Source organism: Atopostipes suicloacalis DSM 15692 (assembly GCF_900129085.1).
In the GTDB taxonomy this organism is placed as follows: domain Bacteria; phylum Bacillota; class Bacilli; order Lactobacillales; family Carnobacteriaceae_A; genus Atopostipes; species Atopostipes suicloacalis.
This window is the reverse complement of sequence record NZ_FQUF01000010.1, coordinates 14172-38961: the sequence shown is the minus strand read 5'-3', so window position 1 is coordinate 38961 and position 24790 is coordinate 14172. Positions and strand designations below refer to the sequence as shown.

Genomic DNA, 24790 nt, shown 5'->3' with positions numbered 1-24790 from the left:
TTTGTAACTATATCTTAAGGGATTTAAGAGCTTTTTTCAATAACCTTTCAAAGGGAAAGAAAATTCCCCGTCTCAACTTCGATTGTGTTTTCTTCTTCATTCACTGACTTCACTCGAAGTAGAGAATGATAGTGTTCCACGGATACTTTACTATTGTGTTCTAAAAAGACCACTGAATCGACGACTTCACAGTTAAACTCTTCAGCCATTCTCTCTAAACCAGTGACTGTACCACCACCTCGTAAAAAGTCATCAATAATTAAAATTTTCGAACCTTCTTTTAGACTTCTTTTAGATAGTTCCATCTTTTCTACTTGTTCCGAAGAAGAACGAGGCAAGTAGTTAATACTAACAGTCGGTCCTTCCGTTACTTTTGAGGATTTACGAACAATAACAAAGGGAACATTTAAGTTATATGCAACAGCTTGTGCGATAGGAACTCCCTTTGTTGCAATCGTCATAATGGTATCAATTTCTTCTGTAATATATTTGGACGCAATCACTTTTCCGATTCTTTTTAACCATTTTGGATCACTTAATAAATCTGACGTATAAATATAGCCTCCAGGTAATAACCTTTCTGAGCCATTGATTTCATTTTGTAAAGCTAGGATTTCTTTTTCAAGTTGTTGTGTTTCATAATACGGTTTATATTGAACGCCTCCACGTGCTCCCGCATACGTCACTAAACTTCCCATACTATTTTCTTCAAAAGAATTTTTTATAATAGTCAAATCTTCACTGATACTTGATTTAGCTGATTGAAATTTTTCCGAAAAATAGTTTAACGGGGTCGTTATATTTGGATTTTGTTGAAAATAAATTGCCATTTCTACCAAACGTTCACTTCTTCTAACTTTCATATTAGACCTCCATTTCTATTCTTACCCTTATCATACCGAACAAATAAATATTTGTACATTGTTTTATATCTTTTGTTCGTATTTAAATCGCTTACATTTAAACTGCTAATTTTAAAAAATAAGAAAACTTCTAAAATATTTGTTTAAGATTATCCTAGAAGTTTTCTTATTTTAATTTATTTTTTAAAAGCTTTTTCTCCGAGCATCATGATAAAAAAGACTGCCAAATAAATAAGCGTAATGGTCGCTCCTGGCGGGGTATCTACATAATAAGAAGTAATTAATCCTCCAAACATGCCAAACATTGCCACTAAAATCCCAATTAAAATCACCCCATTAAAACTTTTACTCAAACGCATCGAAATAGCGGCGGGTAAAATTAGAATAGCGGCCACAAGTAAGGCTCCCACAATAGGCATCATAATCGCGATGGTCATTCCTGTAATAATATTAAAGGCTAAAGACATGGCTTTAATCGGAAGCCCTGCTGTAAAAGCTGTCTCTTCATCAAAAGTTAACACAAACATGGGCCGTTTGAAGAAGATGTACAATAAAATAATCACAATGGTAATCCCTAATAAAAACCAAATTTGCTCATTTGTGATGGTAACGATTGAACCGAACAAAAAATTATTTAAACTCATTGCACTGCTATCGTTAAAACTCATTAACACCAAGGCAAGAGCCATCCCTCCTGACATCATCATGGCAATCGAAATTTCCGAGTAAGATTTATACACGCTTCGAAGATACTCCAGTAAAACAGAAGCCACTACAACAACTAAAAGGTTCATCCATGTTGGTGAAATTCCCAACAACAGTCCCAAAGCCACTCCCACTAATGAAATGTGTGAAAGAGTATCCGCTAAGAGGGTTTGGCTTCTTAATATGAGAAACAAGCCTAATATAGGTGCAATTAATGAAATTAAAAAAGACGCTTGAAACGCTTGTCTCATGAATCCATAGAAAAACATCTCCAAGGGGAATTCTCCTTTCTCAACAATTCAATATGCTTATCAACATAAGGCCGCAACTCTAAATGGTCATGCGTTACCATTAAAATGGCTTTATTATGAACCGTTGTATTGTGTTTTAATAATTGATAAAATTTTTCGCGAGAGCTCGAATCCATTCCAGTAGTCGGCTCATCTAATACAAATAAATCAGGATCCATCGCAAATGTGCGCGCTAATGAAATACGTTGTTTTTGCCCCCCACTAAGCTCACCAATCTTTTTATGTCGCATTTCCCACATACCTACAGATTCAAGAGCTCGATAGACATGCTCTTTGTCCCTTTTATCTAAACGCTTAAACCATCGATTCTGTGGATACCGCCCTGATTCAACTAACTCTAATACGGTACTGGGAAAGCCAATATTAAAAGAGGCAACCTGTTGAGGAACATAGCCCACTTTTAACTCTTCTCCATTCGCATTTTCTTTAGCAATACGACTTTCTCCAGTTGTTGGATGAAGTAAACCTAAGATGTTTCTTAGCAAGGTCGTTTTTGCCGCACCATTTTCTCCAGTTAGCATCACAAATTCTCCCGGATCCACTGTAAAATGAATATCCGACAACACTGGTTCATCTTCATAACTAAAAGACATATCTTTAACTTCTATATAATGTTTAGATTTGATATTTTTTACGTCTGGCAAATTTTCAATCCTCATTTCTACAATGTACGTTATTTAACTTCTATTGAATTATCGAATAGCTTTTTTGAGTTCTTCTAAATTTTTAATCATCGCTTCTAAATATAAATTCTCTTCACTCTCTAAATCAGCTGGTTTGCTTTCCAAATCATAAAGAACAGTAATTTCCGTTCCCGTTTCTTTCGCAATGGCTTCCGCCGTCGCTGATTGATCCCCACTTTGGTAATAAATTACAGGAATACTTTGTTCATTTACAAAATCTATAATTTTACTTAGGGCTCGTGGACTTATTTCGATTTCTGTTGATAGACCGCCAACTGCCACTTGATCCAAATCGTAGTGATCTGCTAAATGCCCAAAAGCTTGATGTTGGACAACAAAGGTACGTTGCTTGGCATCTAGAAAGGTCTCTGTATAAGCCTGATCTAAGTCCGTTAAAGATTGGCTAAATTTTTCAGCATTTTCCGTATAATCTTTTTCACCTTCAGGATCTGCTGCAGTCAATGCATTTACAATTAAAGGAAGCTGATCCTTTATATTCAGCGGATTCAACCAAAAATGCGGGTCTACATCGTCGTGTTTATGACCATGTTCTTCTAGATCTTCTAAATCTTCCAATGCTTCGGAATGATCCGATTCTTCTAGCTCTAAGTCTAACCCCTTTGAAAATTCTACAATCTCTAGGACGTCATTTTCTACAACATCCAAAAGAGAGCTTACCCAAAACTCCATGTTTTCACTGCCGTAAACAAAAATATCCGCTTCGTTTACACTTGCTACAGCTTGCGCGCTGGGTTCATAATGATGGGCATCTTCATTCGCTCCGACCATCAGTGAAACATCTGCTCGGTCTCCTGCTACTTCTTTGACAATTTCATACATCGGAAAAATTGAAGTGACGACATGCAGTTGATCAGAATCTGAATGAGTGCTAGGTGTTGCTTCTTCAGAACAAGCTGTTACAAACAAAAGAATGACACTCACTGACAGAAATAATTTCCAAAATCTCTTCATTCAACAAACCCCTTTATTAAAATTTTATCTGAAAATAAAAAATATCGTTAAGTTCTTAAATCGTAATGATTACGATTTACATTCTAACGATAAACAAAAAAGGTGTCAATGCTTTTATATATGAAACTTCATTCATGGTTTTGAAAGAGCGGAAAGGACTTGAGATGCGAAAAAATAAAGACTGATGATTCCTTCTAATAAAAGGATGAGATTGTGTAATTATGTAATTTTTAAAACTTTTTTTAATTATTTTCAAAAAAATAAAAGAAAATGGCGTTTTTTTGCAAATATTAATAATAGGAGAATTATCTAAGGAGTGAAATCATGTTAATAAAACCACGTGTCAAATCCATCAATCATTTTGTCTTAGAGTCTGTAAACTATCGAATGGGATTATCTGTTGAGGATAACAGGCGATACCAGAATCAAATGAAAGGATTTCAAGGCGAACAGCTTTTCGATCAGTTAATCAACCATTCGCAGCAAAACGGCTATGTCGTAAATGACTTATTTTTAAGTAGTAAGGAAACGCACTACCAAATGGATTCTATCCTCATTTTGAATAAGCAGCTGATTATTTATGAAGTCAAAAATTATACCGGAGAGTACTGTTATAAAAATGGCTCTCTTTTTTCGAAGAATGGCTATAGTCTGCAAAACCCAGTCGATCAAGTCAATCGGAAAAAAGCTTATTTAAACAATTGGCTTTTAAATAATGGATATCTTCATAAAACGAAGGCTTACGTTGTATTTATAAATTCAGATTTTTATATTTACAATCTTCCACTAACAAAATCCATTCTTTTTGTAGGTCAGCTCGAGCGTCATTTTAAGACCTTAACGAACGCAAATCAGTCTGTGAATGCTCAAGATAAAAAGCTAGCACAAGCACTGGCTAATCAGCATAATGGAAATTATCGCCCCGATAATTTACCTTCTTATGGTTTTGATTCTTTAAAAAAGGGGATTTTATGTCCAGAATGTTTTTCTTTTGCACACACCGATACAAGGGAAAAACGTATTTGTACTACATGCGGACATATAGAAAAAATCGCTGATGCCATTTATCGAAGTGTATTGGAATTTCAAGTACTTTTTCCAGAGGTTCCAATAAGTGTGCAGAAGATTTTCGAATGGTGCCGAGGCAAATATACGAAACCTAGAATTAGAAGAGTACTAAGTCAAAAAATGACCAAGTATTCTAATGGACCAATGACTTATTACAAAAACTGACTTTTTTAAAAGGTTATCCTTACAAGTCGGGCTCATTTTCACGGTCACTTGTGAGGATAGAGCCGTTACCCTTACAAGTCGGGCTTAATTTTGCACTCACTTATGAGGATAGAGCTGTTACCCTTACAAGTAGGATCTATTTTTGCACTCACTTGTGAGGATAGACCTGTTACCCTTACAAGTAGGATCTATTTTTGCACTCACTTGTGAGGATAGACCCGTTACCCTTACAAGTAAGGATCAATTTTACGCTCACTTGTTAGGGTAGCAAAATCTATTTTATGAAAATTCGATTTTTAACCTTTTTAGATATGAAAAAAGCAAGGACTAGAATTTCTTCTTGTCCTTGCTTTTATTTTAAGGTTAATTTAAATTAAGCTTTGCGTACGTTTGCTGCTTGAAGTCCGCGATTGCCTTCTTCAATGTCAAAAGTAACTGCTTGGCCTTCGTCTAAAGTTTTGAATCCTTCTTCTTCGATAGCTGAGAAGTGTACGAATACATCGTCTCCGCCTTCACGTTCGATGAAGCCAAAACCTTTTTCTGCGTTAAACCATTTTACTGTTCCTTGTTCCATGTTAAAATCCTCCTCGTGCTTACAGCACATTTATTTACATTTATTGCTTAAAGCGCCGATTCGGAAATACATTACATATTCTTTCTTGGTCTCTAACAACATGCAAATAATAGTATACCATGTTCTTTTTAAAAAGCAAGTGTTTTTCGGAAATAGTTTTTCTTTTTACACTTTATTTATTTTAATATCTCGTTTCTCTCATGCTATACGGCAAATACTTATCCCTCAATATCTTCATCTTCTGCTGCACTAACTGGTGTTCGATCCGGAAAATTAACTTCGATCGCATTGGTTAATACATCTGCATAACTATAAGAAACACGTTCATATGAATCTTCATAGTTATCGAGTTCTACTATAAATACAGCCGGATAAGTTTCGGCAAGTGTTCCTTTGTGGGTCGTTGTCTTACGTCTTCCTGCTTCAACTGTGATTATAATTTTTTCGCCAACTAATTCAGTAAATTTATCTTTAATGTTCTCGATGGTTGCTGTCATTAGCGACACCCCTTACAATACAACCATTATAACACACAAAACATTAAAATTAAATTAAAAACCCTTAATAATGGCTTTATAGTGCATGTTTCACAGTTTTTTCACACGTTTTGCTCTTTTTTGAGTGTTTGTGTTTAAAGAAAATAATCGGTTAAATTGCAGGTAACCAATGCATCCGCTAATTGACCAAATTCTTCTATGGTTAAACTTTCCCCACGGCGGGAAGAATCCACATTTGTTTTTTGAAAAGCTTCTTTTAATTCTTGTTCTTTTTGTTTATCGTCTAATGCTTTTTTTAAGTTATTCCAAATCGTTTTTCGACGTTGAACAAAGGAAGCACGGACGATTTTAAAGAATAAAGGCTCATTTTTCACTTGGACGGGAGGTTCTTTCAGCGTTTTTAATCGAATAATGGCTGAATCCACATTCGGCTGAGGCATGAAAACTGTCCGAGGCACAGTAAAGGCGACTTCGACGTCCATATAATATTGAATGGCGATAGATAGTGAGCCGTATGCTTTTGTGCTTGGCTTTGCCTCTAAGCGACTGGCGACCTCTTTTTGCATCATGAGCACCATTTCATCCACTTCGAGTGAGCTTTCAATCAAATGCATGATGATAGGGGTAGTGATGTAATAAGGTAAATTTGCAATAACGACAAGTCGCGTGGTGTCTTCTAAGTATTGTTCTTTAAAGGATTCAAAGTCCACTTTTAAAATATCTTGATGCAAAATCGTCACGTTATCATAAGGAGACAGTGTATCATCTAAAACGGAAAGAAGGCGGTCATCAATTTCAAAGGCAAAGACTTCTTTGGCTTCTTTAGCGATTTGTTCTGTTAGAGCCCCTATTCCAGGTCCTACTTCGATGACGGTGGTCTTTTCGTCTACGGCAGCAGTTTTTACAATGTTTCTTAAAATATTTGTATCAATAATGAAATTTTGTCCTAGGCTTTTCTTCGCACTTAAATTATATTTATTTAATATTTCATTTGTGTGACTTGGTGTCGCAATGTCTTGTTGGTTAGTCATTGATGCCCTCCTCTTTTATTTTTTTCATGGTAATTGCCACTTCTTCTTCTGTAATTCCAAACATGGTTAGGCGTTTTTGAAGCTGTTTCCCATTGGTATACCCAATTCGTAAGGCTTCGCCTAATTGGATACGAAGCGCTTTGGCCTGACGTCCCGCCGTCAGGCCCATTTCCCGAAGGAAGGTTTTGGAGACTGTGGGTTCTGTTTCATCTGAAATGTTATAGAGCCCTTTTAAGGCATGGCGGATGGTTTCGACGGAAGCGTGCTCGATACCTAGTGTTCCTCTGTGGCGCGGGACCCCTTCAGCGGGAATGATGAATGCATGTTTTACTCCGGGAATTTCTCGTGAAATTTTTTTGCGAATTGTTTCTCCCGGATAATCGGGATCGGTAAACACAATCACGCCTCGTGTTTTTTGAGCGTGTTCGATCAAGGCGAGTGTGTCATCTTCTAATGCCAATCCTTGTGTCTCAATGGTGTCGGCATCTACTGCTAGCTGGATGCGCTCTGTATCTTTTTTTCCTTCGACTACAATTATTTCTTTTATTTTTGGTTTCATTTTCTAATCTTCCGTTAAATTAAATATTTTGTTGGCATTTCGAGTCGTGATTTCTGCGATTTCTTCTAAAGACATTCCTCGCAATTCAGCTAATTCTTCTGCAACAAAGCGGACATAACTCGGTTCATTCCGTTTGCCACGATAAGGCATTGGACTTAGATAAGGAGAATCCGTTTCGATTAGGACTTTGTCTAAAGGAACCACTTTCGCACTTTCTTTTACAGCTGGTGCATTTTTGAAGGTCAATACCCCACTGTATGAAATGTGCATCCCTAAATCTAAAAAGCGTTCTTGCCATTCTGGGGTTAAATTAAAGCTATGCATAATTCCACCAATATCTTCAACGTGTTCCTCTTTTAACACTTTATAAATATCTTCTGTACTCTCGCGGTTGTGAACCGTGATCGGAATATTGAGTTCTTTGGCTACTTGGATTTGTCTTCTAAAAGCTTCGATTTGTATAGGTTTTGGATCTTCCATCCAATGGTAATCTAGGCCCATTTCACCCATCGCAACGATATTTTCTGTCTGAATGAGGTGAATTAGTTTTTCTTCGACTTCATCTGAATAACTTCCTGCTTCGGTTGGATGCCAACCAATGATTGGGTAAATGCCTTCGTACGTTTTACTCAATTCAAGCGCTTTGGCAATCGTTTCATGATCAAAACCTACGACAGCCATTCGAGAAACGCCATGGTCTTTGGCACGTTGGATTACTTTCGCTTCATCTTTGGCAAATTGTTCTACGTTTAAATGTGCGTGCGTATCAAATAACATACATACATTCACTCCTTTACTTTTCTTACGAATCGATGATTTATTAACTAGTCAGCGTTATTATACGGATCAGATAAGTGGAGAGCTATCTCACATAACAAGCATTCAAATTTTAGGATGTGAAAAGCTTTTACGTTACTTTCTCATTCCCTATATATTTAAATAGAAAAGGACAAGACTAGCTTGCCCTTCCTTTATTTCATTCATTTAGCGATTAGCCCACAATTGCGCCATTTGGCATTTGAAGAGGCGCATCTAATAAGACTAGATTCCCTGCTTCATCTTCTGCGGATAAGATCATCCCTTGGCTAATTTCTCCACGCATTTTTCGAGGTTTTAAGTTCGCTACGATGACTACTTTTTTCCCAACTAATTCTTCCGGGTTTGAATAAAATTCAGCGACACCTGAAAGAATTTGGCGGTCTCCGCCTTCGTCTCCGGCATCTAAACGGAATTTCAGTAATTTATCAGCATTTTCGACACGTGAACAATCCATTACTTCAGCTACTTTCAGTTCAACCGCATCAAAATGTTCGAAAGAAATTTCTTCTTTTTTAACGGAACTTAATTCGGTCATTTCAGGGTTCCATGTTGTTTCTTCATCCGCTCCTTCAACAGGAGGGGCCATCGATTCTTGAATCACCGCGGTTTCTTCTTCGACATCTAAGCGAGGGAAAATAGGTTGTCCTTTTTTAACTACTTTTCGTCCTTCAGGGAAGTTTCCATAGGCCAGCTTGTCCCAAGACATATCCGTTTCTAATTCCAAGCCTAATTGTTCGGCCATTTTCTCAGGCGTTTCGACTAGGAAAGGACGCAAGAGCGTTCCCGCAACTCGTAAACTTTCAACCAAATGAGCTAACACATTAGAAAGTTCGGCTGTTTTCTCTTCTCGCGCAAGAATCCAAGGAGTTGTTTCATCAATATATTTATTGGTTCGTGAAATCAATTTCCAAATATTTTGTAGTGCCACATTAAATTGAAGATGATCTAAAGAGTCAGTGTAACCAGTAATTGCATTAGCCGCTGCTTCTTCAAGATCCGCATCCCATTCATTTTTATCTGAACCTAAGGCTGGAATTTGTCCCTCTAAATATTGATTAATCATTGCGACTGTACGGTTTAATAAGTTTCCTAAATCATTCGCTAAGTCTGAATTTGTACGAACTACATAATCTTCAGGAGTAAAGATCCCATCTGAACCAAATGGAATTTCACGCATTAAGTAATAACGCAAACTATCTAACCCATATCGACCCACTAAGAAATCAGGATACACAACATTTCCTTTAGATTTTGACATTTTTCCATCTTTCATCAAAAGCCAGCCATGCCCAAAAATTTGTTTTGGTAAAGGCAAATCTAAAGCCATCAATAATATTGGCCAATAAATCGTGTGGAAGCGAACAATTTCTTTCCCTACCATATGCACATCCGCCGGCCAGAATTTCTGGAAGAGTTCGGGTTGATTTTCAAAAGCACCCAATTCTGGATCATAACCTAAGGCCGTAATATAATTCGTCAATGCATCAATCCACACATAAACCACGTGTTTAGGATTCGATGGCACCTTCACGCCCCAATCAAAGGTCGTACGGGAAACAGCTAAGTCCTCTAAGCCCGGACGAATAAAATTATTGATCATTTCATTTTTTCGTGATTCTGGCTGAATAAAGTCAGGATGCTCCTCGTAATATTCCAACAAACGATCCGCATACTTACTCATACGGAAGAAATAAGACTCCTCGCTGACCCATTCCACTTCATGGCCACTTGGTGCTTTTCCGCCAATGACAGCACCCTCGCCATCACGATATACTTCTTCTAACTGAGATTCCGTAAAGAATTCTTCATCCGATACCGAATACCAACCGGAATATTCATCCAAATAAATATCCCCTTGTTCCAATAGCTTCTCAAATATTTTCGCTACCACTTCCTCGTGTTCTGAGTCGGTGGTTCGAATAAATTTGTCGTTTGAAATTTTTAATTCTTTCCAAAGTTCCTGAATATCTGCGGCCTGACGATCGACAAATTCTTTTTCCGTCAACCCTTCTTCTTCAGCTTTTTCTTGAATTTTTAGTCCGTGTTCATCCGTTCCCGTCAAATAAAACACGTCTTCTCCTTGTAATCTCTCATAACGCGCAAGAATATCGCAAGCGATTGTAGTATATGCACTACCAATATGCAATTTCCCACTTGGATAATAAATCGGCGTTGTAATGTAATAGCCTTTATTTTCTGACACGGTATCCATCCTTTTCTAAATGTCCATCTATAATCATAATCTGTAAAATTATAGCACAAAAACACCCTCTTTAGTAGCGTAGAATGTCTTTGTGCGGTTCCTTTCCTATTTCTTTTAAGCCCCTCTTTGTTCCAAAATGTCCTCAAGAACCCTTGTCGGTCGATTTCATTCGTCACATCTAAAGAGGCTAAATAAGCTCGAGCTTTTTCAAGCCCTTGGCGATGCCGTGATTAAATACAGAATCCGTCACAAAATCAGCTCTTGCTTTCAATTCTTCAAAGCCATTTTCCATCGCCACACCTGTACCTACAAAGTTTAACATTTCCATATCATTTAACCCATCACCAAAGGCAAAAGTGTTTTGATGTGAAACGCCCAAAGCAGAGATCATCCGCTCTGCACCCGTTGCCTTTGAAACATTTTTACTTATAATATCCATCGACATTTCATTGGCTCGGGTGAGATTTAATTGTTCGCCAAAGATTCTTTCATAGGCGGCTTCTTCTTCTTGGTTCGCATTAATATTTAACATATAAATTTCTTTGTTTTCATAATCGGATTTTTCAGGAGCTTTCTTCATCATACGGTTCCACATTTTTACTTGAACGCGTTCTGGAATAATCCCGACAAGTCCTTTTAAGAACGTGAAAAGTGTCCCGCGATTGACCAGAGAAATTAAAGAATTCGCAATAATCTCATCGGCTGTCGAGAGCAATATCCCATCTTGTCGTTCATTCGCAACTTCAACCACTTGTTCGACGAGCGGCATTTCAATGGGATTGGAATAAATCACTTCACCTTCATGAACAATATACTGACCATTCATTGAAATATAGCTATCAATATTAAGTTTTTTAGAAACTTCTTTCATTAAGACCGGTGCTCTTCCCGTAGCAATGACGGGAATGTTGCCATTTTGTTTTAATTGCTGAATGGCTTCAATCGTTGATTTTGGGATTGAATCATTTCGTGTTACTAGTGTTCCATCTATATCGAAAAAGACTAGTTTCTTCATTATACACCCTCATCTCTTTACAGTGTTCTTCATTATCATACCATATTCTTTAGCTTTTCACGGACCATTTTGAATCTATGAATCCTTTTTTAGCAATGAAGTTTCTTTTCATGAATTGACTTTTCAATTCGGCTTAACTATAATGATGACAGCTGAAAAATCTTGTGATGAAGAGCCGAAGTAGTAGAGATTGTCCCTGTGATAGAGAGCTGGCGTTGGTGGAAGTCAGTACACACATTCTTTGCGAATTACAGCTTGGAGCAACTACATATTGTAGCGTTTTAGCCTTGCGTTAAAAGGAAAAGTGGAATAATGCATCTCGTTATTCAATTAGGGTGGTAACACGGAAAATTCGTCCCGGCAAAAACTGTTGTTTTTGTCGGTTTTTTTGTTTTCTTAAGTAAGCATGCATTCTTTCAACTATTTAAACAAAAAGGACAAGAAATTTATTTTGGAGGGAAAAACAATGAATATTATCGATGAACTCGAATGGCGAGGCGCCATTAATCAACAAACCGATGAAGAAGGGTTAAAAAAATTACTCGATGAAAAAAGTATCGCTTTATACTGCGGGATTGATCCAACAGGTGACAGTATGCATATTGGTCATTTAATTCCATTTATGATTTTGAAAAGATTTCAGATGGCAGGACATCAACCCGTTGTTTTAATCGGTGGCGGAACAGGCTCCATTGGGGATCCAAGTGGACGTACATCTGAACGTCAACTGCAAACAATGGAACAAATTAATGACAACGCAGAAAAATTAAGCGCACAAATGCGTCATTTATTTGATGCTGGTTCAGACAAATCAGGAATTCGTTTAATGAATAACTACCAATGGCTTGGTAAATTAGGCTTCTTAGACTTTTTAAGAGAATACGGAAAAGAATTTAATATTAATACAATGTTGGCGAAAGATATTGTGTCTAGCCGTTTAGATACAGGCATTTCATTCACTGAATTTAGTTACCAAATTATTCAATCGATTGACTTTTTACATTTATACCAAGAAGCGGACGTGCAACTTCAAGTTGGCGGTTCGGATCAATGGGGAAATATTACCTCAGGTCTCGACTTAATTCGTAAAAAGGAAGGACCAGAGGCCGAAGCATACGGTTTAACGATTCCATTATTATTAAAAGCCGATGGAACTAAGTTTGGGAAGACAGCGGATGGTGCTGTTTGGCTCGATCCAGAGAAAACAACCCCTTACGAATTTTACCAATTTTGGTACAATCAAGATGATCGTGATATTGACAAATACCTAAAATACTTTACTTTCTTATCTCAATACGACATTGCACAGTTAGCAGAAAAAACTGAAAAAGAGCCCCATAAACGTGAAGCTCAACGAGTACTTGCCGAAGAAATGACACGTTTTGTGCATGGGCAAGACGCTTTAGATGAAGCGATTCAAATCTCTGAAGCCTTATTTTCTGGAAATGTTCAAAACCTTTCAGCCGACCAAATTGAAATGTCTTTTAAAGATGTTCCTTCAATGGAAGCTCCTGCCAAAAAGACAGACTTGGTAAGCTTCTTAGTAGATGAAACTAAAATCTCTCCTTCTCGTCGTCAAGCTCGAGAAGATATTCAAAACGGTGCGATTTATTTAAAAGGCGAACGAATTCAAGACACGGATTATGTGGTTAGCGAAAAAGATAGTTACGAAGGACGATTCATCTTGGTTCGTCGTGGTAAAAAACGTTATTTTATGGTGCATTTAGAAAACTAAATATGAATCAAAACGGAGGACTTTACAATTTACACAAAAGAAGATTTAATTAAACAATTAGAAACGATGAATATCGATTCTAAAGGAACAATCATCATTCACTCTTCCATGAAAAGCATTGGGGAAGTTGAAGGTCAAGCCGACACGGTCTTAGATGCATTTTCTGAATTTATGAAAGATGGACTACTAGTCTTTCCAACTCATACTTGGGCACATATCAACGAAGAACAGCCTAAATTTTATGTTGAAGAAACACCGACCAATATTGGTATTTTAACAGAGCTTTTCAGAAAGCGACCTGATGTAGTCCGTTCCCTTCATCCCACACATTCAGTCGCTGCTCTTGGAGATGGAGCCGAGGAATTTGTTGCTGGAGATGAGCAATTTAATACTCCCATCGCTCGTGGGTCCTCATGGGGAAAGCTTTTAGATCGAGAAGCTAAAATTTTATTAGTCGGTGTGGATTTAACACGAAATACATTTATACATGGTATTGAAGAATGGGTAGATATTCCCAATCGTTTAACCGATCATCATGAAGCACTCGTGACCGTTTTACCAGATGGCACAGAAATTCAAGTGCCTTCTAGACGGCATGTCTCTCATTATTCTTTGTATTACTGGAAAGTAGAAAAGTTGCTCGCTGAAAAAGGAGCGATTGAGTATGCACAATTTGGCGATGCCAAAGTTCTTGTTTGTGATACGGTCAAATTAACCAAGTACATTTCAATGATGCTTGAAATGGATCCGGATTTATTTTCTGACAATGAGCCTTTAACAGAGGAATTTATCGAAGAATTTCGTGCTTTAACTTAAGAAATTCTGAACAGGTTGCCTTTTTAGGGAGGGTACATGGATACACGATTATTGGAATATTTTCTGACCATTGCTCAGGAAGAAAATATGACACACGCTGCTGAAATTTTACACGTGACACAACCGACACTTTCCAAACAGCTAAATAAATTAGAAGATTTATTAGGGGTAAAATTATTTCAACGAGAAAGTCGTCGAATGGTTTTAACCGAAGAAGGCTATATTTTACGCGATCGAGCTAAAACGATTTTAGGTTTGACAGTAAAAACGTTTAACGATCTTCAAAAGAGCGAAGAAGTCATTCATGGCAACATAAAATTAAGTGTGGCAGAAAGTGATGCATTTCGTAATCTCGTTAAAATAATGAAGCAGATTCATGAAGAGCATCCAATGATTACTTTTGATATCCATAGCGGAGACGCGTTTAGTGTGACAGAACAATTAGATCAAGGCTTAATTGATTTTGGGTTGCTCGTGGGAACACCTAATTTAGAAAAGTATCATGCACTAAAATTACCAACAAAAGACCGCTGGGGAGTTTTATTTAAAAAAGAGGATCTCTTAGCCGCCTTTGATGCAATCAGTCCTGAACAATTAAAAGATCAACCTCTTATTCTTTCTAAACAAGCTTTAAAAACCAATGAACTTACAGGATGGTTAGGGCTTTCGATGGAAGAAGCAAATATTTTTGCTTCTTATAATTTAATCAATAATGCGGTAATGTTAGCAGAAGAAGGACTGGGTTATTTGATTTCACTCGACAAGCTAGTCAACTCAAGTAAAACGGACAAACTTGTGTTTCGACCTTTAAATCCTCAAATGGAAGCTCCTTTATACTTCATTTGGCATCAACATCATGTTTTGTCATCTGCTGCTACTATCTTTTTAGAAGCTGTCCGTGAATATTTAAATTATTGAAGATGAAAAAGCCCTATAAAATTAGGGCTTTTTCATTATTTTCCTATACATCACATAAAACATTAAGTCTATTCAAAAGGATGAATACCTGTTTCAGTTCATCTGCTAACTCATTTTAAATCTCTTTGTTTTTATTTTATTCTCTGTCACTCAATCTTTTTAGTAGTCGTGCTGGATTTCCTCCAACAATAACATTTGCAGGCACATCTTTAGTCACAACGCTTCCAGCGGCAATCACAGAACCTTCGCCAATCGTCACTCCTTTTAAAATCATAGCATTGGAACCTATCCAAACATCATCTTCTAAAACAATAGGTGCCGGATGTAAATTGCCTCTTTTGTTTGGCATAAGATCATGATCCAGTGTTGCAAAAACAACTTGATGACCAATCAAGGCATTATTTCCAATTCGAATCCCACCCTGATCTTGCATATGAACACTTGCATTGATAAAGACATTTTCCCCAAATTCAATGTTTTTTCCAAAATCCATATAAAAAGGTTGGCGAATACGCACAGAGTCTGGAACTTCCTTGTCTAAAATATGAGCGACTCCCTCTTTCATTTCAAGGTCTGTCTTATACGTATGATTGATTTGAGCTAATTGCTTTTGTGTTTCAATCGCCACTTCTTGCATGACACTTTCTAGCTCAGAACCACCAAGGAATGTTTTTCCCTCGTTTAAATGATTCAATAAATCCTTTAACATTTTTAATCGCCTCCTAAAAGATTTTCACTCATTATCTTAGACTAAAATACCATTTAATAGAAATGGTTAGTTTTCATGGTCTGCGATAGATAAATGGAATCGATAAAACAAAGACTTCCAAGCTAATTTTGATTGATTAGTTGGAAGTCTTTAATTCTATCTAATTTTCACTCGGAATAAGCCACCAGATAAGGATTCGCCTTCTTTTTGAGCGGTGGTGATGTATAAATAATTCTGGTCGGTGCCTCCAATACAGCAAGAGGTGATATTTGTAACAGGCATTGAGATTTCATCCAGTTTTTCGCCTGTATTTGGATTCCATTTACATACTCGTTTTCCACCGTATTCTGCGACCCAAAGATGTCCATCGATATCAACGCACAGCCCATCCGGTGCCCCGCCACCTGAAATTTCTACAGCGATACGTCCATTAGATATTTCTGCAGAATTCAAATCATAATCATACTGTTTCACTTTATGTGTAGGTGTATCAATATGATAAAAGGTTTCTCCATCTTCTGACCAACCTAAGCCATTGGACAGAGTTAAGTCGGACAACACCTCTTTATATTTGCCATCTTCAATGGCGTATAGACTAGACGCTCCTTCAAAAGTGCCTTCATAACCCATCGTTCCAATCAGAAAGCGTCCTTTGGGGTCTAACTTTCCGTCATTGTAGCGTAAACGCTCATCTTCATTGGGTTGCATCAAAAATGTGCGTTCACCCGTTTCTTGCTTAATTAAATAAATCCCACTCTTTTCAGCAGAAATTAAATTCCCTTCTTGATCTAAGACGACCGCTCCTACAGGGCCATTCGTTGGGTAAGAAGTGATCTCAGTGGTTTCTTCATTGAAACGATAAATCATTTCGTCATCAATGGAAACAAAAAATAAAAGATTGTTTTTTTCTTCCCAGAAAGGTCCTTCAAGTAGAGTATTTCCTGTATAAAAAACCAGTTCAGGTGTTAAGTTTGTTGGCATATTACCCGTCCTTTCAACGTTCATTCTACTTATACTATAGCTAATCTCTCTCGTAAAATAAACGCTTAGCCTTTCTAGTCAGCACTTTTCCTTAAACTCGAAGCCTTTCAACATCGTATTTTGACAAAGAGGCAGCGATTAATCCACAGATTTTAAAGCTTCGAGCATGTCTACATTCTTCAATCGGTGGTTGATGACAAAGCCTAGAATAATTGTCACGATTGAAATGACCACGGTCGGAATCAGGAAGCTGCTGACGGATAAAGCGGGGTTGAACATGACATCTTCTGGTGGAACAACCGTAATGATAAACTGATGCAACCATTCGCCGATTCCGAAACCTGTTAAAATACCGAGTAAAGTCAATAGGATGGTTTCTCGATAAATATAAAGGGTGACTTCTCGGTCGTAAAACCCTAAAACTTTAATCGTAGAGAGTTCACGGATACGTTCGGAAACGTTGATATTCGTGAGGTTATAAAGAATAACAACCCCTAAGAGTACAGCAATAATAATGAGCACGGTCATAATTTGATCTAGGGAGTCAACAATGGTAGAAATTTCGTTGGTTAGGGTTGTGTTTTGAACAACACCTTTTACTCCGGATAAATCCATGAATTTTGCGGCTTGATCTTCGGTATTTTCAAGTGTAGGATTTTTCAAGTTAACCATATAAGCATTATCTGTTGGTACTTGACCAAAAATAGTTTGGTAGCCTTCTGTGCTCGTAAAGGCGAAGTGACCCATATACATTTCAGTAATCGCGGAAACTTTCATTTCTTGTTCCTGATCTTTACTGTCCTTTAGAGTGATTGTATCATTCACATCCACGTCCAACAATTCGGCTAAACGTTCTGAAATAACTACTCCATCTTCTGGGATCGTAATTTTTTCTTCTGTTTTTCGATTGACTAGATGCACGTAGTTAGAAAATTGATCTGGATTATTTGGAACAATTAATTTGATTTCTTGCGTATCTTTATTTTCTCCAGCAACTTTGGTCATTTCTTCAAAGTGGATGGTTTCATATTGAGCCACTTCAGTGGACTGTAAAAGTTCATCTATTTCATCTTGTTGGTTGGCTGGCACATAATCATTTTTCGCTACAATGGCATCGTATTGAATCAAATCTCCAAATTGACGTTCATTGATTCCACTGATGGAATGTTGCACACTGAAGCCAGCAAATAATAAAGAAACGGAACCTGCTACACCAAAGATCGTCATAAACATTCGTTTTTTGTAGCGGAAAAGATTTCTAGCCGTTACTTTATGGGTAAAGTCCATCCGATTCCAAAGTGGAGTGATACGTTCAAGTAAAATCTTTGAACCAGCGGATGGTGCTTTAGGAACCAATAAATTAGCGGGCATTTGTTTATGCTCTCTTTGGGCCACCAACCAAGCTGGAAGCACGGAGCTTGCAATCGCTAGAAGTAATGCAACTAAGGTCACTCCTAAATGAAAATGGTACTCAATTTTAGGCACTGTGAAACCTGAACGATAAGCATTATAAACAATGAGAGGCATTAAAGTGTGCCCTAAAATAATCCCTATAATCGCTCCACTCAATCCTGAAACTAATCCATAAAAAATAAACTTCTTCATGATATCTTGATTGTCATAACCTAAAGCTTTTAACGTACCAGAATTTATTCTTTCTTCATCTACAAAGCGAGTCATGGTTGTAAAAGTGACTAAAGCTGCTACAAAATATAGAAAGATCGGAAAGACATTGCCTATTGCATCAACAATCCAAGTAATCGTACTATAGATTTTATACCCTTCTCCTCCCGGTATTTCACGACGACTATTTAATGAGTATGCAGGTGCTGAAAGATGATCCAATGTTTCTTGAGCTTCGTCTAGCGAATCTTGATTTTCTTGAATCTCTTCTTCGATTTCAGGTAATTTATCTTGAAATTCTTGTGCTTTTTCTTCATATTCTTTTTCTTTGTCTGTGAGGGTTTGTTTGGCGTCTGCTAGTTGTGTTTCCCCATCCACTTTTTTAGTCGCCAACTCATCTTTAGCGGCGGTTAGTTCTTTTTGTTTATCCGCTAACTCGTTTTGTGCTTGGGCAAGTTTGCTTGCATTCTTTTGAAATTCAACAGATTTTTTATCAAGCGTTGCGGCACCTTGTTGCCACTCTTCTAATCCAGCATAATATTGGTTCATGCTTTGGTTATAATCTACAATCCCCGCATTATACTCCTTCAAACCTGTTTGATATTCTGCTTCTTTTTCTTTCAGCAAATTTTCTTTTTCACTTAACGTCTTTTTACCAGCAGCTAATTGTTGTTGTCCTGTTTGAAGCATTTCTTTCTTCGTAGCCAACTCTTGATTGGCTTTTGTGAGTTGTTTTTTGGCTGCATCTAATTGAGATTTGGCTGCCTTTAACTCTTCTTCTCCTTCTTTTAGTGAAGATTCAGCTTTCGCTAGTTCTTTCTTTTTAGCCTCTAAAGCTGTTTGTGTTGCGGCAAGCTCAGCTTTTTTCGGAGCATACGTTTCTTTCAAGAAAGTTGCCTTTTCCTTTTGAGTATTTTCTAAAGCTTGTTGTGTTTTTTCTAACTGCTTTTGTATTTCTTCTTTTTCTTCTGGAGATAACTGTGAATCCTTTGATTTATCTTCTAAACGATCAACCTCTTTTTGTAACTCTTGGATTCCAGTATTTATTTGTTCTTTTGCCTGTTCTAGTTCATATTCTTTCGTATCTAGTTCATCCTGTGCTTTTTGAACTTGGGCAAGGTTAGATTCATATTCTTCCTTCTTTTGATCAAAAACTTGTTTGTTTTCTTGGTATCGTTGACTCTTTTGCTCAAATTCATTTTGTTTTTGAGTGAGTGTTTGATCGGCTGTATTGATTTGTTTTTCAGCCTGCGCTAACTGATCCTGGCTAGTTTCCATTTGTTGATAACCAGCGACAATTTGTTGACGACCTTCGTAAATAGCAGAAGAGCCATTTTGTAGTTGCATATTGGCATCCGCTAATGACTTTTTCGCATTCGCTAATTCTTGTTTCGCTGAGACTAATTGCTCCCATTTGTCGTCTAACTTGGTGCGCCCTTGATTCAGTTGGTTTTGTGCTTTTGATAATTTTTTCTCTGCCTCTGATATCGAAACTGTTGCATCAGACATTTGATTTTGACCATCATCAATTTGAGCTTGTGCTTCAGCTACTTGATCATTTAGTTTCTTTTCGTTGGTTTCAATTTCTTCTTGTCCATCTTTAAGCTGTTGTTTAGCCTCATTTAATTGATTTTGTGTATCATTAATTTCTTCTTTCGCATCGTCTATCTCCGCTTGCCCATCATCAATTTCTTTTTGGTAATCTTTTTTGATGGTGGCTAAACGAATATCGGGTTGATCTTTTAAAAGTTCACTTAGATCCTTTTTATGTGCTTGGATTTTATCCGTATATTCGTCAGAATAAGGATCCATATTTTGGGTGTCTTCAAAAGTCATACGTGCTAACATATAATAATCCGAATCAAACGCTTCTTTTGAAACAACTGCATAACCTTTTAAAGAACCGGTTCCTGCTGTTGATTGACCTAAATTTACATTTGAGATAATTTCGCCGGAGTAAATAAAACCAACGACTTCAAATGACTCTTGGCTTAAAGATTTTTCTCCATTTACATCTTCTTTTTCAGTAAATTCGATAGTGTCGCCAATGTTATATTCAGAAGTATATTGTTCATCGAGAGCAATTTCATTGGCTTTTTCGGGGAGCTTTCCTTCTATCCGTTGATAGTCCGAAAGATTCTTAGAGTCTGAAAAAATTCGCAAGCTTGTGTTCGTGTCTTTCAAAACCACATCTTTCAAGTAGCCAAATTCAATTTGATCGGCTCCCTCTGCCTTTCGAATCGTATCTTCATCATTTTCATCAAGACCTAAATCACTAATGATCGTTAAATCCGAAACATTTAAATCATTAAAATAAGTTTCTCCTGTTGCTCGCATATCTGGTCCCGTTACTTTTAATCCAACTAAAGCAAAAGACCCTAGTAACATAAGACCCATTATGGATACAAAACGACCTTTTGATTTATTAATTGATTTAAAAATATCTTTCCATAGCGTTTTTTTCAATTTTGGTCACCTACCATTCAATATCCGCAATTTTTTCAGGTGATGGATTAATCTCCACACTTTTCACTTGGGCATCATGCATATGAATCACGCGATCTGCAATCGGAGCTATAGCGCCATTATGCGTCACAATAATAACAGTCGCACCATGTTTCCGACTCATATCTTGTAAGATTTGTAGAATTTGTTTTCCTGTTTCGTAGTCCAAAGCACCTGTTGGTTCATCGCATAATAAAATTTTTGGATTCTTTGCCACCGCTCGAGCAATGGCTACTCGCTGTTGCTCGCCTCCGGATAATTGAGCAGGGAAGTTGTTGATTCGGTCTTTTAGTCCTACATTATTTAAAACATCAATAGAATCTGAAGCATCTTCAACAATCTCAGAAGCTAACTCCACATTTTCTTTGGTTGTTAAATTAGGTACGAGGTTATAAAATTGAAAAACAAAACCCACATCTTTTCGACGATATTTGGTTAATTGTTTTTCAGAATAACCCGAAATATCTTTTCCATCAATAATCACTTGCCCTTCGTCATTGACATCCATACCACCTAAGACATTTAACATCGTTGATTTTCCGGCACCTGAAGCCCCTAAAATAATTGCCAATTCTCCTTCATCGACTTCAAAAGAGACGTTGTTGTTCGCAACAATCTCTGTATCACCCATTTGATAGCGTTTATAACTATTCTTTACTTCTATATAACTCATCTATCTTCCTCCTAATGAAACAACGTGTTGATTTAAAGCGAGATATAGTATAGAATCAAAGAAGAATAAATTCAATAAACAATATTTTTTAAATGTTGAAATAAGGAGTAAATTTTCATGGAACAAAAACGAAAAACAAATACTAAAGAAAATATAAAAAAAGCCTTTATCCAATTGATTAAGGACAAAGGATTCGATTCTTTAACCGTGAGTGACTTAGCTCGAGAAGCAAATATTAACCGCGGAACCTTTTATCTGCACTATTTAGATAAATATGATTTACTCGATAAATTAGAAATGGACATCATTGAAGATTTAAAAGAAATCCTTTTAACAAATCTTGAACATGAAGAGACAGACGAACCTGCCGAATTGATTCCTTACGAAAAGATTTTAGAAGCCTTAAACTATATAAAAAAGGATTATCATTTTATAGAAGCTTTGGCTGGAGACGGTGGAGACCCAAACTTTATTCAAAAAGTTGAAAATGTAATAAGCGAGATGATCCAATCGAAACTACAAGAAACAGACAACCAACTACGCTCGAAAGAACATCTCCCCGCAGACTATGCTGAAAAAATCTTTCTATCAAGTGTGGTCACGATTATTGAATTGTGGATAGAAAAAGGAACTTATGAATCACCCGAACAAATTGCACGCATTATTACTCAAGCTAAACAAATCTCTCCTTTTGATTTATTAATCTAAACAAAAAAGCGATCAACCCCTGTGTAATCAGAGGTTTGATCGCTTTATTTTATAAACGATTAATTTTAGTTAAATAAATTGGTGATAGATCGTACGATATCTTTAAAGAAATTTGCGATTCGATCGAGTAAGCCACTTTCTTCCGCTTGTTGCCATGCATCCCCTAAACGGTCCCCTAAATCATTTGCAAATTCACTCAGTTGTTTTTTCACTTCTTCAGAATCAATAGCGCTTGTATTTTGATACTTCTCGAAATAATTAATCAATATATTTATATTGTCAATCGAAATCGTGTTTTGAAGATCGTATTTCTCTAAAGCATCATTGATGATTTGTTCGATTTCTTCGCGTGTTGCCAAATTATCGGTACGTTCTTTAATGTCGGCGAGTTGTTGTTTGATTTCAACGATCGCACCGTCTAAACGATTGGATTCTTCTTCATCAAGGTCTTCGCCTTCAGCGATATCACTGGTGGCTTCCAATTCATCTTGAGCCACTTCCATTCGTTCTTGATCTAGCTCTTCCCCGTTAACTTCTAAGGCTTTATAGACTCCTGTCAACGCACTTTCTCCAGTAACTGGTCGAATACTGGCTACTTCAATATTGACATCTTCTACTCCAGCTGTAATTGCGGCATTAATATATTGTTGTTCGGTGATGACGCTAATATTTTCTGGCGTGATAATATCTACATTCACACCACTATTATTGTCTCTTTGAACAAGCACGGATGAGACCATACTGGCTGAATTTCCTGAACCATAGCCTAAATATTTTTGTAAATCTTCACCTGTCGCTGGTGTACTTGCAACATTATTCATATCTTCAATTTTTAATAAATCAGCCGTTTGTTGAATTTCTGCTTCCGTTAAGCCGCCACCATAAACAAAGGTTGGCTTTCCCCAAGCTTCATCTACCACAGAGGTATCAATGGCTTGAACAGAACTCGCCCCAGCAGTTGCAAGAATTAATCCCGCACTAGCTCCCGCGATCGCTTTACTTAGTTTTTTAATAAAAGTTTTCATTGTAAAAGTCTCCTTATACGTCTTTTTTTACTTTATTATAGGTTGATTATACCACATTCCATTTTCAAGATGAAACAGACTAAAGACCGAGAAAATTTAAAATCCCCTAAGACCATTTAGTTAAAAATGACCTCAAGGGATTTAATTCATTTTGTCTAATTTATCTATTCGTTGCTAACTCTTCTTCTGGATCTTTTCCTTCTTCTTCTAACAATAAGTTGTTGTCGTAAATTCTGAAGAATGGGTAGTAAATTGCAAAGGAGAGTATGATTAAGATGACGTTCAGTAAAGCGGCTCGCCAATCTCCACCTGTCGCAAAGTAGGCTCCTATTGGCCCTGGCAGGGTCCATGGAGCTAGTGTTACCACAGGATTAATCAATCCTACAGTCGTTGCAAACCATGAAATCGTCCCTAAAATTAAAGGAGTAATAATGAATGGAATCATCATTATAGGGTTTAAAACGATAGGTGTACCAAAAACTAAAGGCTCATTAATATTAAAGACGGCTGGTAAAAATGACGTTCTTCCAAGTGCTTTTAGATAGGCCGACTTTGAGAAGAAGGCAAATAATATCGCTAAACCAATCGTTGCTCCTGAACCACCAATATTAATAAACCATTGATAAAGAGGCTCTGCAGCAATATTTGGAATTTCTTCCCCTGCAGCATAGGCAGCCGTATTTTCATCTAATAATACTAACCATAACGGTCGAGCGATCGTGCCCACAATATTCCATCCATGAATCCCGAATGTCCAAAAGAGCATACCGATAAAAGTAATCCCTAAGACAGACGGCAAAGTATCCGTCGCGGTAACTAATGGTGCTACCACTTGTCCAACTAAACCGTGAACATCTACACCAAACCACATAGTAACGGTTGCAAAAAGTAGCAAGACAATTGCTGTTGGAACTAAAGCTTCAAATGAGCGAGCAACAGATGGCGGAACTTGTTCAGGCATCGTAATTCGAATACCTTTCACCATACTCCAACGATAAATTTCTACCGCAATAATCGCAGAAATCATTCCCACAAACATTCCACCTGCACCCAGGTTTTCCATTGGTAATAAAAATCCTTCAGGAACCGTTTCTAAAAACTCAGCCAATTGAGGCGAATTTTCTGCAAGAGCTAAAATTTCATCTCCAGCTTCTGGTCCTGTCATCGGAACGATGGTTAATAAATAAGCCAATTCAGCAATAATAGCTCCAGATAATCCATCTAAATTATAGGATCGTGTTAAAGAATAACCAATACCAAACACGGCGTAGGGGGTCATAATAAACATAGACATTCGATATGGAAGCAATATCGTTGCCGCATTTTCCGAAAGCCATTGCGTCAACGCCCAGTGTTCGGGAAGTTGGTTCGGAAGAAAAGCAATCACTAGAAACATCGAACTTACAATAATAATAGGTAATGTTGCAATAATACCATCACGAATCGCTCTTAAATGCCTTTGATTGGAGAGTTTCGTCATCGGTTCTTGTAAATGATCTTCAATAAAAGCTGTAAGCTTATCAAACATAATTCCACCTCTAAATTTTATTTTTTAATGCATTCTGATAATTTGTACTTTCTTCCCTCCTTTTTTTATAGCGAACACATTAAAATTATATTTCATAATAATAT

The 24790-nt window shown here is 37.1% G+C and carries 22 protein-coding genes and 1 other annotated feature; of the genes, 5 read left to right on the top strand and 17 right to left on the bottom strand.

Annotation, left to right across the window (positions count from 1 at the left end):
• Positions 1 to 47: 47 nt before the first annotated feature.
• The 4 genes from purR to BUB96_RS04040 all read right to left on the bottom strand — a co-directional run bounded on the left by purR (position 48) and on the right by BUB96_RS04040 (position 3534).
• The gene (purR, locus tag BUB96_RS04055; RefSeq protein WP_073296803.1) at positions 48 to 863 is read right to left on the bottom strand and encodes a pur operon repressor; all 816 of its coding nucleotides are present in this window, start codon (positions 861 to 863) and stop codon (positions 48 to 50) included.
• 176 nt (positions 864 to 1039) lie between these two features.
• Positions 1040 to 1843 (bottom strand): metal ABC transporter permease, encoded by an 804-nt coding sequence (locus BUB96_RS04050; protein ID WP_073296800.1) that lies wholly within the window; start codon positions 1841 to 1843, stop codon positions 1040 to 1042.
• On the bottom strand, positions 1816 to 2472 hold the full coding sequence (locus tag BUB96_RS04045) for a metal ABC transporter ATP-binding protein (RefSeq protein WP_234945793.1): 657 nt from the start codon (positions 2470 to 2472) through the stop codon (positions 1816 to 1818). Before BUB96_RS04045 ends, BUB96_RS04050 begins: the two co-directional genes overlap by 28 nt.
• A gap of 99 nt (positions 2473 to 2571) precedes the next feature.
• The gene (locus BUB96_RS04040; protein WP_073296795.1) at positions 2572 to 3534 is read right to left on the bottom strand and encodes a metal ABC transporter solute-binding protein, Zn/Mn family; all 963 of its coding nucleotides are present in this window, start codon (positions 3532 to 3534) and stop codon (positions 2572 to 2574) included.
• Positions 3535 to 3858: 324 nt separating this feature from the next.
• Between BUB96_RS04040 and BUB96_RS04035 the strand changes: the two genes are divergently transcribed.
• The gene (locus BUB96_RS04035; RefSeq protein ID WP_084136822.1) at positions 3859 to 4767 is read left to right on the top strand and encodes a nuclease-related domain-containing protein; all 909 of its coding nucleotides are present in this window, start codon (positions 3859 to 3861) and stop codon (positions 4765 to 4767) included.
• A 373-nt stretch (positions 4768 to 5140) separates the two neighbouring features.
• Here the strand turns inward: BUB96_RS04035 and BUB96_RS04030 are convergent, their stop codons facing one another.
• From BUB96_RS04030 to BUB96_RS04000, 7 genes are all read right to left on the bottom strand, one after another.
• Positions 5141 to 5341, bottom strand: coding sequence for a cold-shock protein (locus tag BUB96_RS04030; protein ID WP_073296789.1), 201 nt, complete (start codon positions 5339 to 5341; stop codon positions 5141 to 5143).
• Between the two features lie 218 nt (positions 5342 to 5559).
• Complete coding sequence (locus tag BUB96_RS04025) at positions 5560 to 5838, bottom strand: Veg family protein (RefSeq protein WP_073296786.1); 279 nt, start codon at positions 5836 to 5838, stop codon at positions 5560 to 5562.
• A 134-nt stretch (positions 5839 to 5972) separates the two neighbouring features.
• Positions 5973 to 6869 (bottom strand): 16S rRNA (adenine(1518)-N(6)/adenine(1519)-N(6))-dimethyltransferase RsmA, encoded by an 897-nt coding sequence (gene rsmA, locus BUB96_RS04020; protein WP_073296784.1) that lies wholly within the window; start codon positions 6867 to 6869, stop codon positions 5973 to 5975.
• On the bottom strand, positions 6862 to 7428 hold the full coding sequence (gene rnmV, locus BUB96_RS04015; RefSeq protein WP_073296781.1) for a ribonuclease M5: 567 nt from the start codon (positions 7426 to 7428) through the stop codon (positions 6862 to 6864). Before rnmV ends, rsmA begins: the two co-directional genes overlap by 8 nt.
• Positions 7429 to 7431: 3 nt before the next feature.
• Positions 7432 to 8205 carry a TatD family hydrolase gene (locus BUB96_RS04010; RefSeq protein WP_073296778.1) on the bottom strand — a complete coding sequence of 258 codons (774 nt, stop codon included), beginning with the start codon at positions 8203 to 8205 and terminating at the stop codon, positions 7432 to 7434.
• A gap of 214 nt (positions 8206 to 8419) precedes the next feature.
• Entirely contained in the window at positions 8420 to 10450 is a 2031-nt protein-coding gene (gene metG / locus BUB96_RS04005; protein WP_073296775.1) for a methionine--tRNA ligase, read from the bottom strand.
• A 187-nt stretch (positions 10451 to 10637) separates the two neighbouring features.
• Positions 10638 to 11465: a Cof-type HAD-IIB family hydrolase gene (locus tag BUB96_RS04000; protein WP_073296772.1), complete on the bottom strand. Its 828-nt coding sequence runs from the start codon at positions 11463 to 11465 to the stop codon at positions 10638 to 10640.
• A 158-nt stretch (positions 11466 to 11623) separates the two neighbouring features.
• Positions 11624 to 11828: a binding site (T-box leader), on the top strand.
• A 103-nt stretch (positions 11829 to 11931) separates the two neighbouring features.
• Between BUB96_RS04000 and tyrS the strand changes: the two genes are divergently transcribed.
• The 3 genes from tyrS to BUB96_RS03985 all read left to right on the top strand — a co-directional run bounded on the left by tyrS (position 11932) and on the right by BUB96_RS03985 (position 14934).
• Complete coding sequence (gene tyrS / locus BUB96_RS03995; RefSeq protein WP_073296770.1) at positions 11932 to 13200, top strand: tyrosine--tRNA ligase; 1269 nt, start codon at positions 11932 to 11934, stop codon at positions 13198 to 13200.
• Positions 13201 to 13266: 66 nt separating this feature from the next.
• A complete protein-coding gene (locus tag BUB96_RS03990; RefSeq protein ID WP_084136819.1) occupies positions 13267 to 14016 on the top strand; it encodes an AAC(3) family N-acetyltransferase in 750 nt (249 codons plus the stop codon).
• A 36-nt stretch (positions 14017 to 14052) separates the two neighbouring features.
• The gene (locus BUB96_RS03985; RefSeq protein ID WP_073296766.1) at positions 14053 to 14934 is read left to right on the top strand and encodes a LysR family transcriptional regulator; all 882 of its coding nucleotides are present in this window, start codon (positions 14053 to 14055) and stop codon (positions 14932 to 14934) included.
• 136 nt (positions 14935 to 15070) lie between these two features.
• On the opposite strand, the gene BUB96_RS03980 is transcribed toward BUB96_RS03985, so the two are convergent.
• From BUB96_RS03980 to BUB96_RS03965, 4 genes are all read right to left on the bottom strand, one after another.
• Positions 15071 to 15643: a DapH/DapD/GlmU-related protein gene (locus BUB96_RS03980; protein WP_073296764.1), complete on the bottom strand. Its 573-nt coding sequence runs from the start codon at positions 15641 to 15643 to the stop codon at positions 15071 to 15073.
• A gap of 156 nt (positions 15644 to 15799) precedes the next feature.
• On the bottom strand, positions 15800 to 16624 hold the full coding sequence (locus tag BUB96_RS03975) for an SMP-30/gluconolactonase/LRE family protein (protein WP_073296762.1): 825 nt from the start codon (positions 16622 to 16624) through the stop codon (positions 15800 to 15802).
• 138 nt (positions 16625 to 16762) lie between these two features.
• Complete coding sequence (locus tag BUB96_RS03970; RefSeq protein WP_073296760.1) at positions 16763 to 20713, bottom strand: FtsX-like permease family protein; 3951 nt, start codon at positions 20711 to 20713, stop codon at positions 16763 to 16765.
• A gap of 10 nt (positions 20714 to 20723) precedes the next feature.
• On the bottom strand, positions 20724 to 21425 hold the full coding sequence (locus BUB96_RS03965; protein ID WP_073296758.1) for an ABC transporter ATP-binding protein: 702 nt from the start codon (positions 21423 to 21425) through the stop codon (positions 20724 to 20726).
• 117 nt (positions 21426 to 21542) lie between these two features.
• Between BUB96_RS03965 and BUB96_RS03960 the strand changes: the two genes are divergently transcribed.
• Positions 21543 to 22133: a TetR/AcrR family transcriptional regulator gene (locus tag BUB96_RS03960; protein ID WP_073296756.1), complete on the top strand. Its 591-nt coding sequence runs from the start codon at positions 21543 to 21545 to the stop codon at positions 22131 to 22133.
• 65 nt (positions 22134 to 22198) lie between these two features.
• On the opposite strand, the gene BUB96_RS03955 is transcribed toward BUB96_RS03960, so the two are convergent.
• Together BUB96_RS03955 and BUB96_RS03950 are read right to left on the bottom strand one after the other, a co-directional pair.
• Complete coding sequence (locus tag BUB96_RS03955; protein WP_073296753.1) at positions 22199 to 23158, bottom strand: DUF1002 domain-containing protein; 960 nt, start codon at positions 23156 to 23158, stop codon at positions 22199 to 22201.
• Positions 23159 to 23318: 160 nt separating this feature from the next.
• Positions 23319 to 24686: a PTS sugar transporter subunit IIC gene (locus BUB96_RS03950; RefSeq protein WP_073296751.1), complete on the bottom strand. Its 1368-nt coding sequence runs from the start codon at positions 24684 to 24686 to the stop codon at positions 23319 to 23321.
• Positions 24687 to 24790 lie beyond the last annotated feature (104 nt).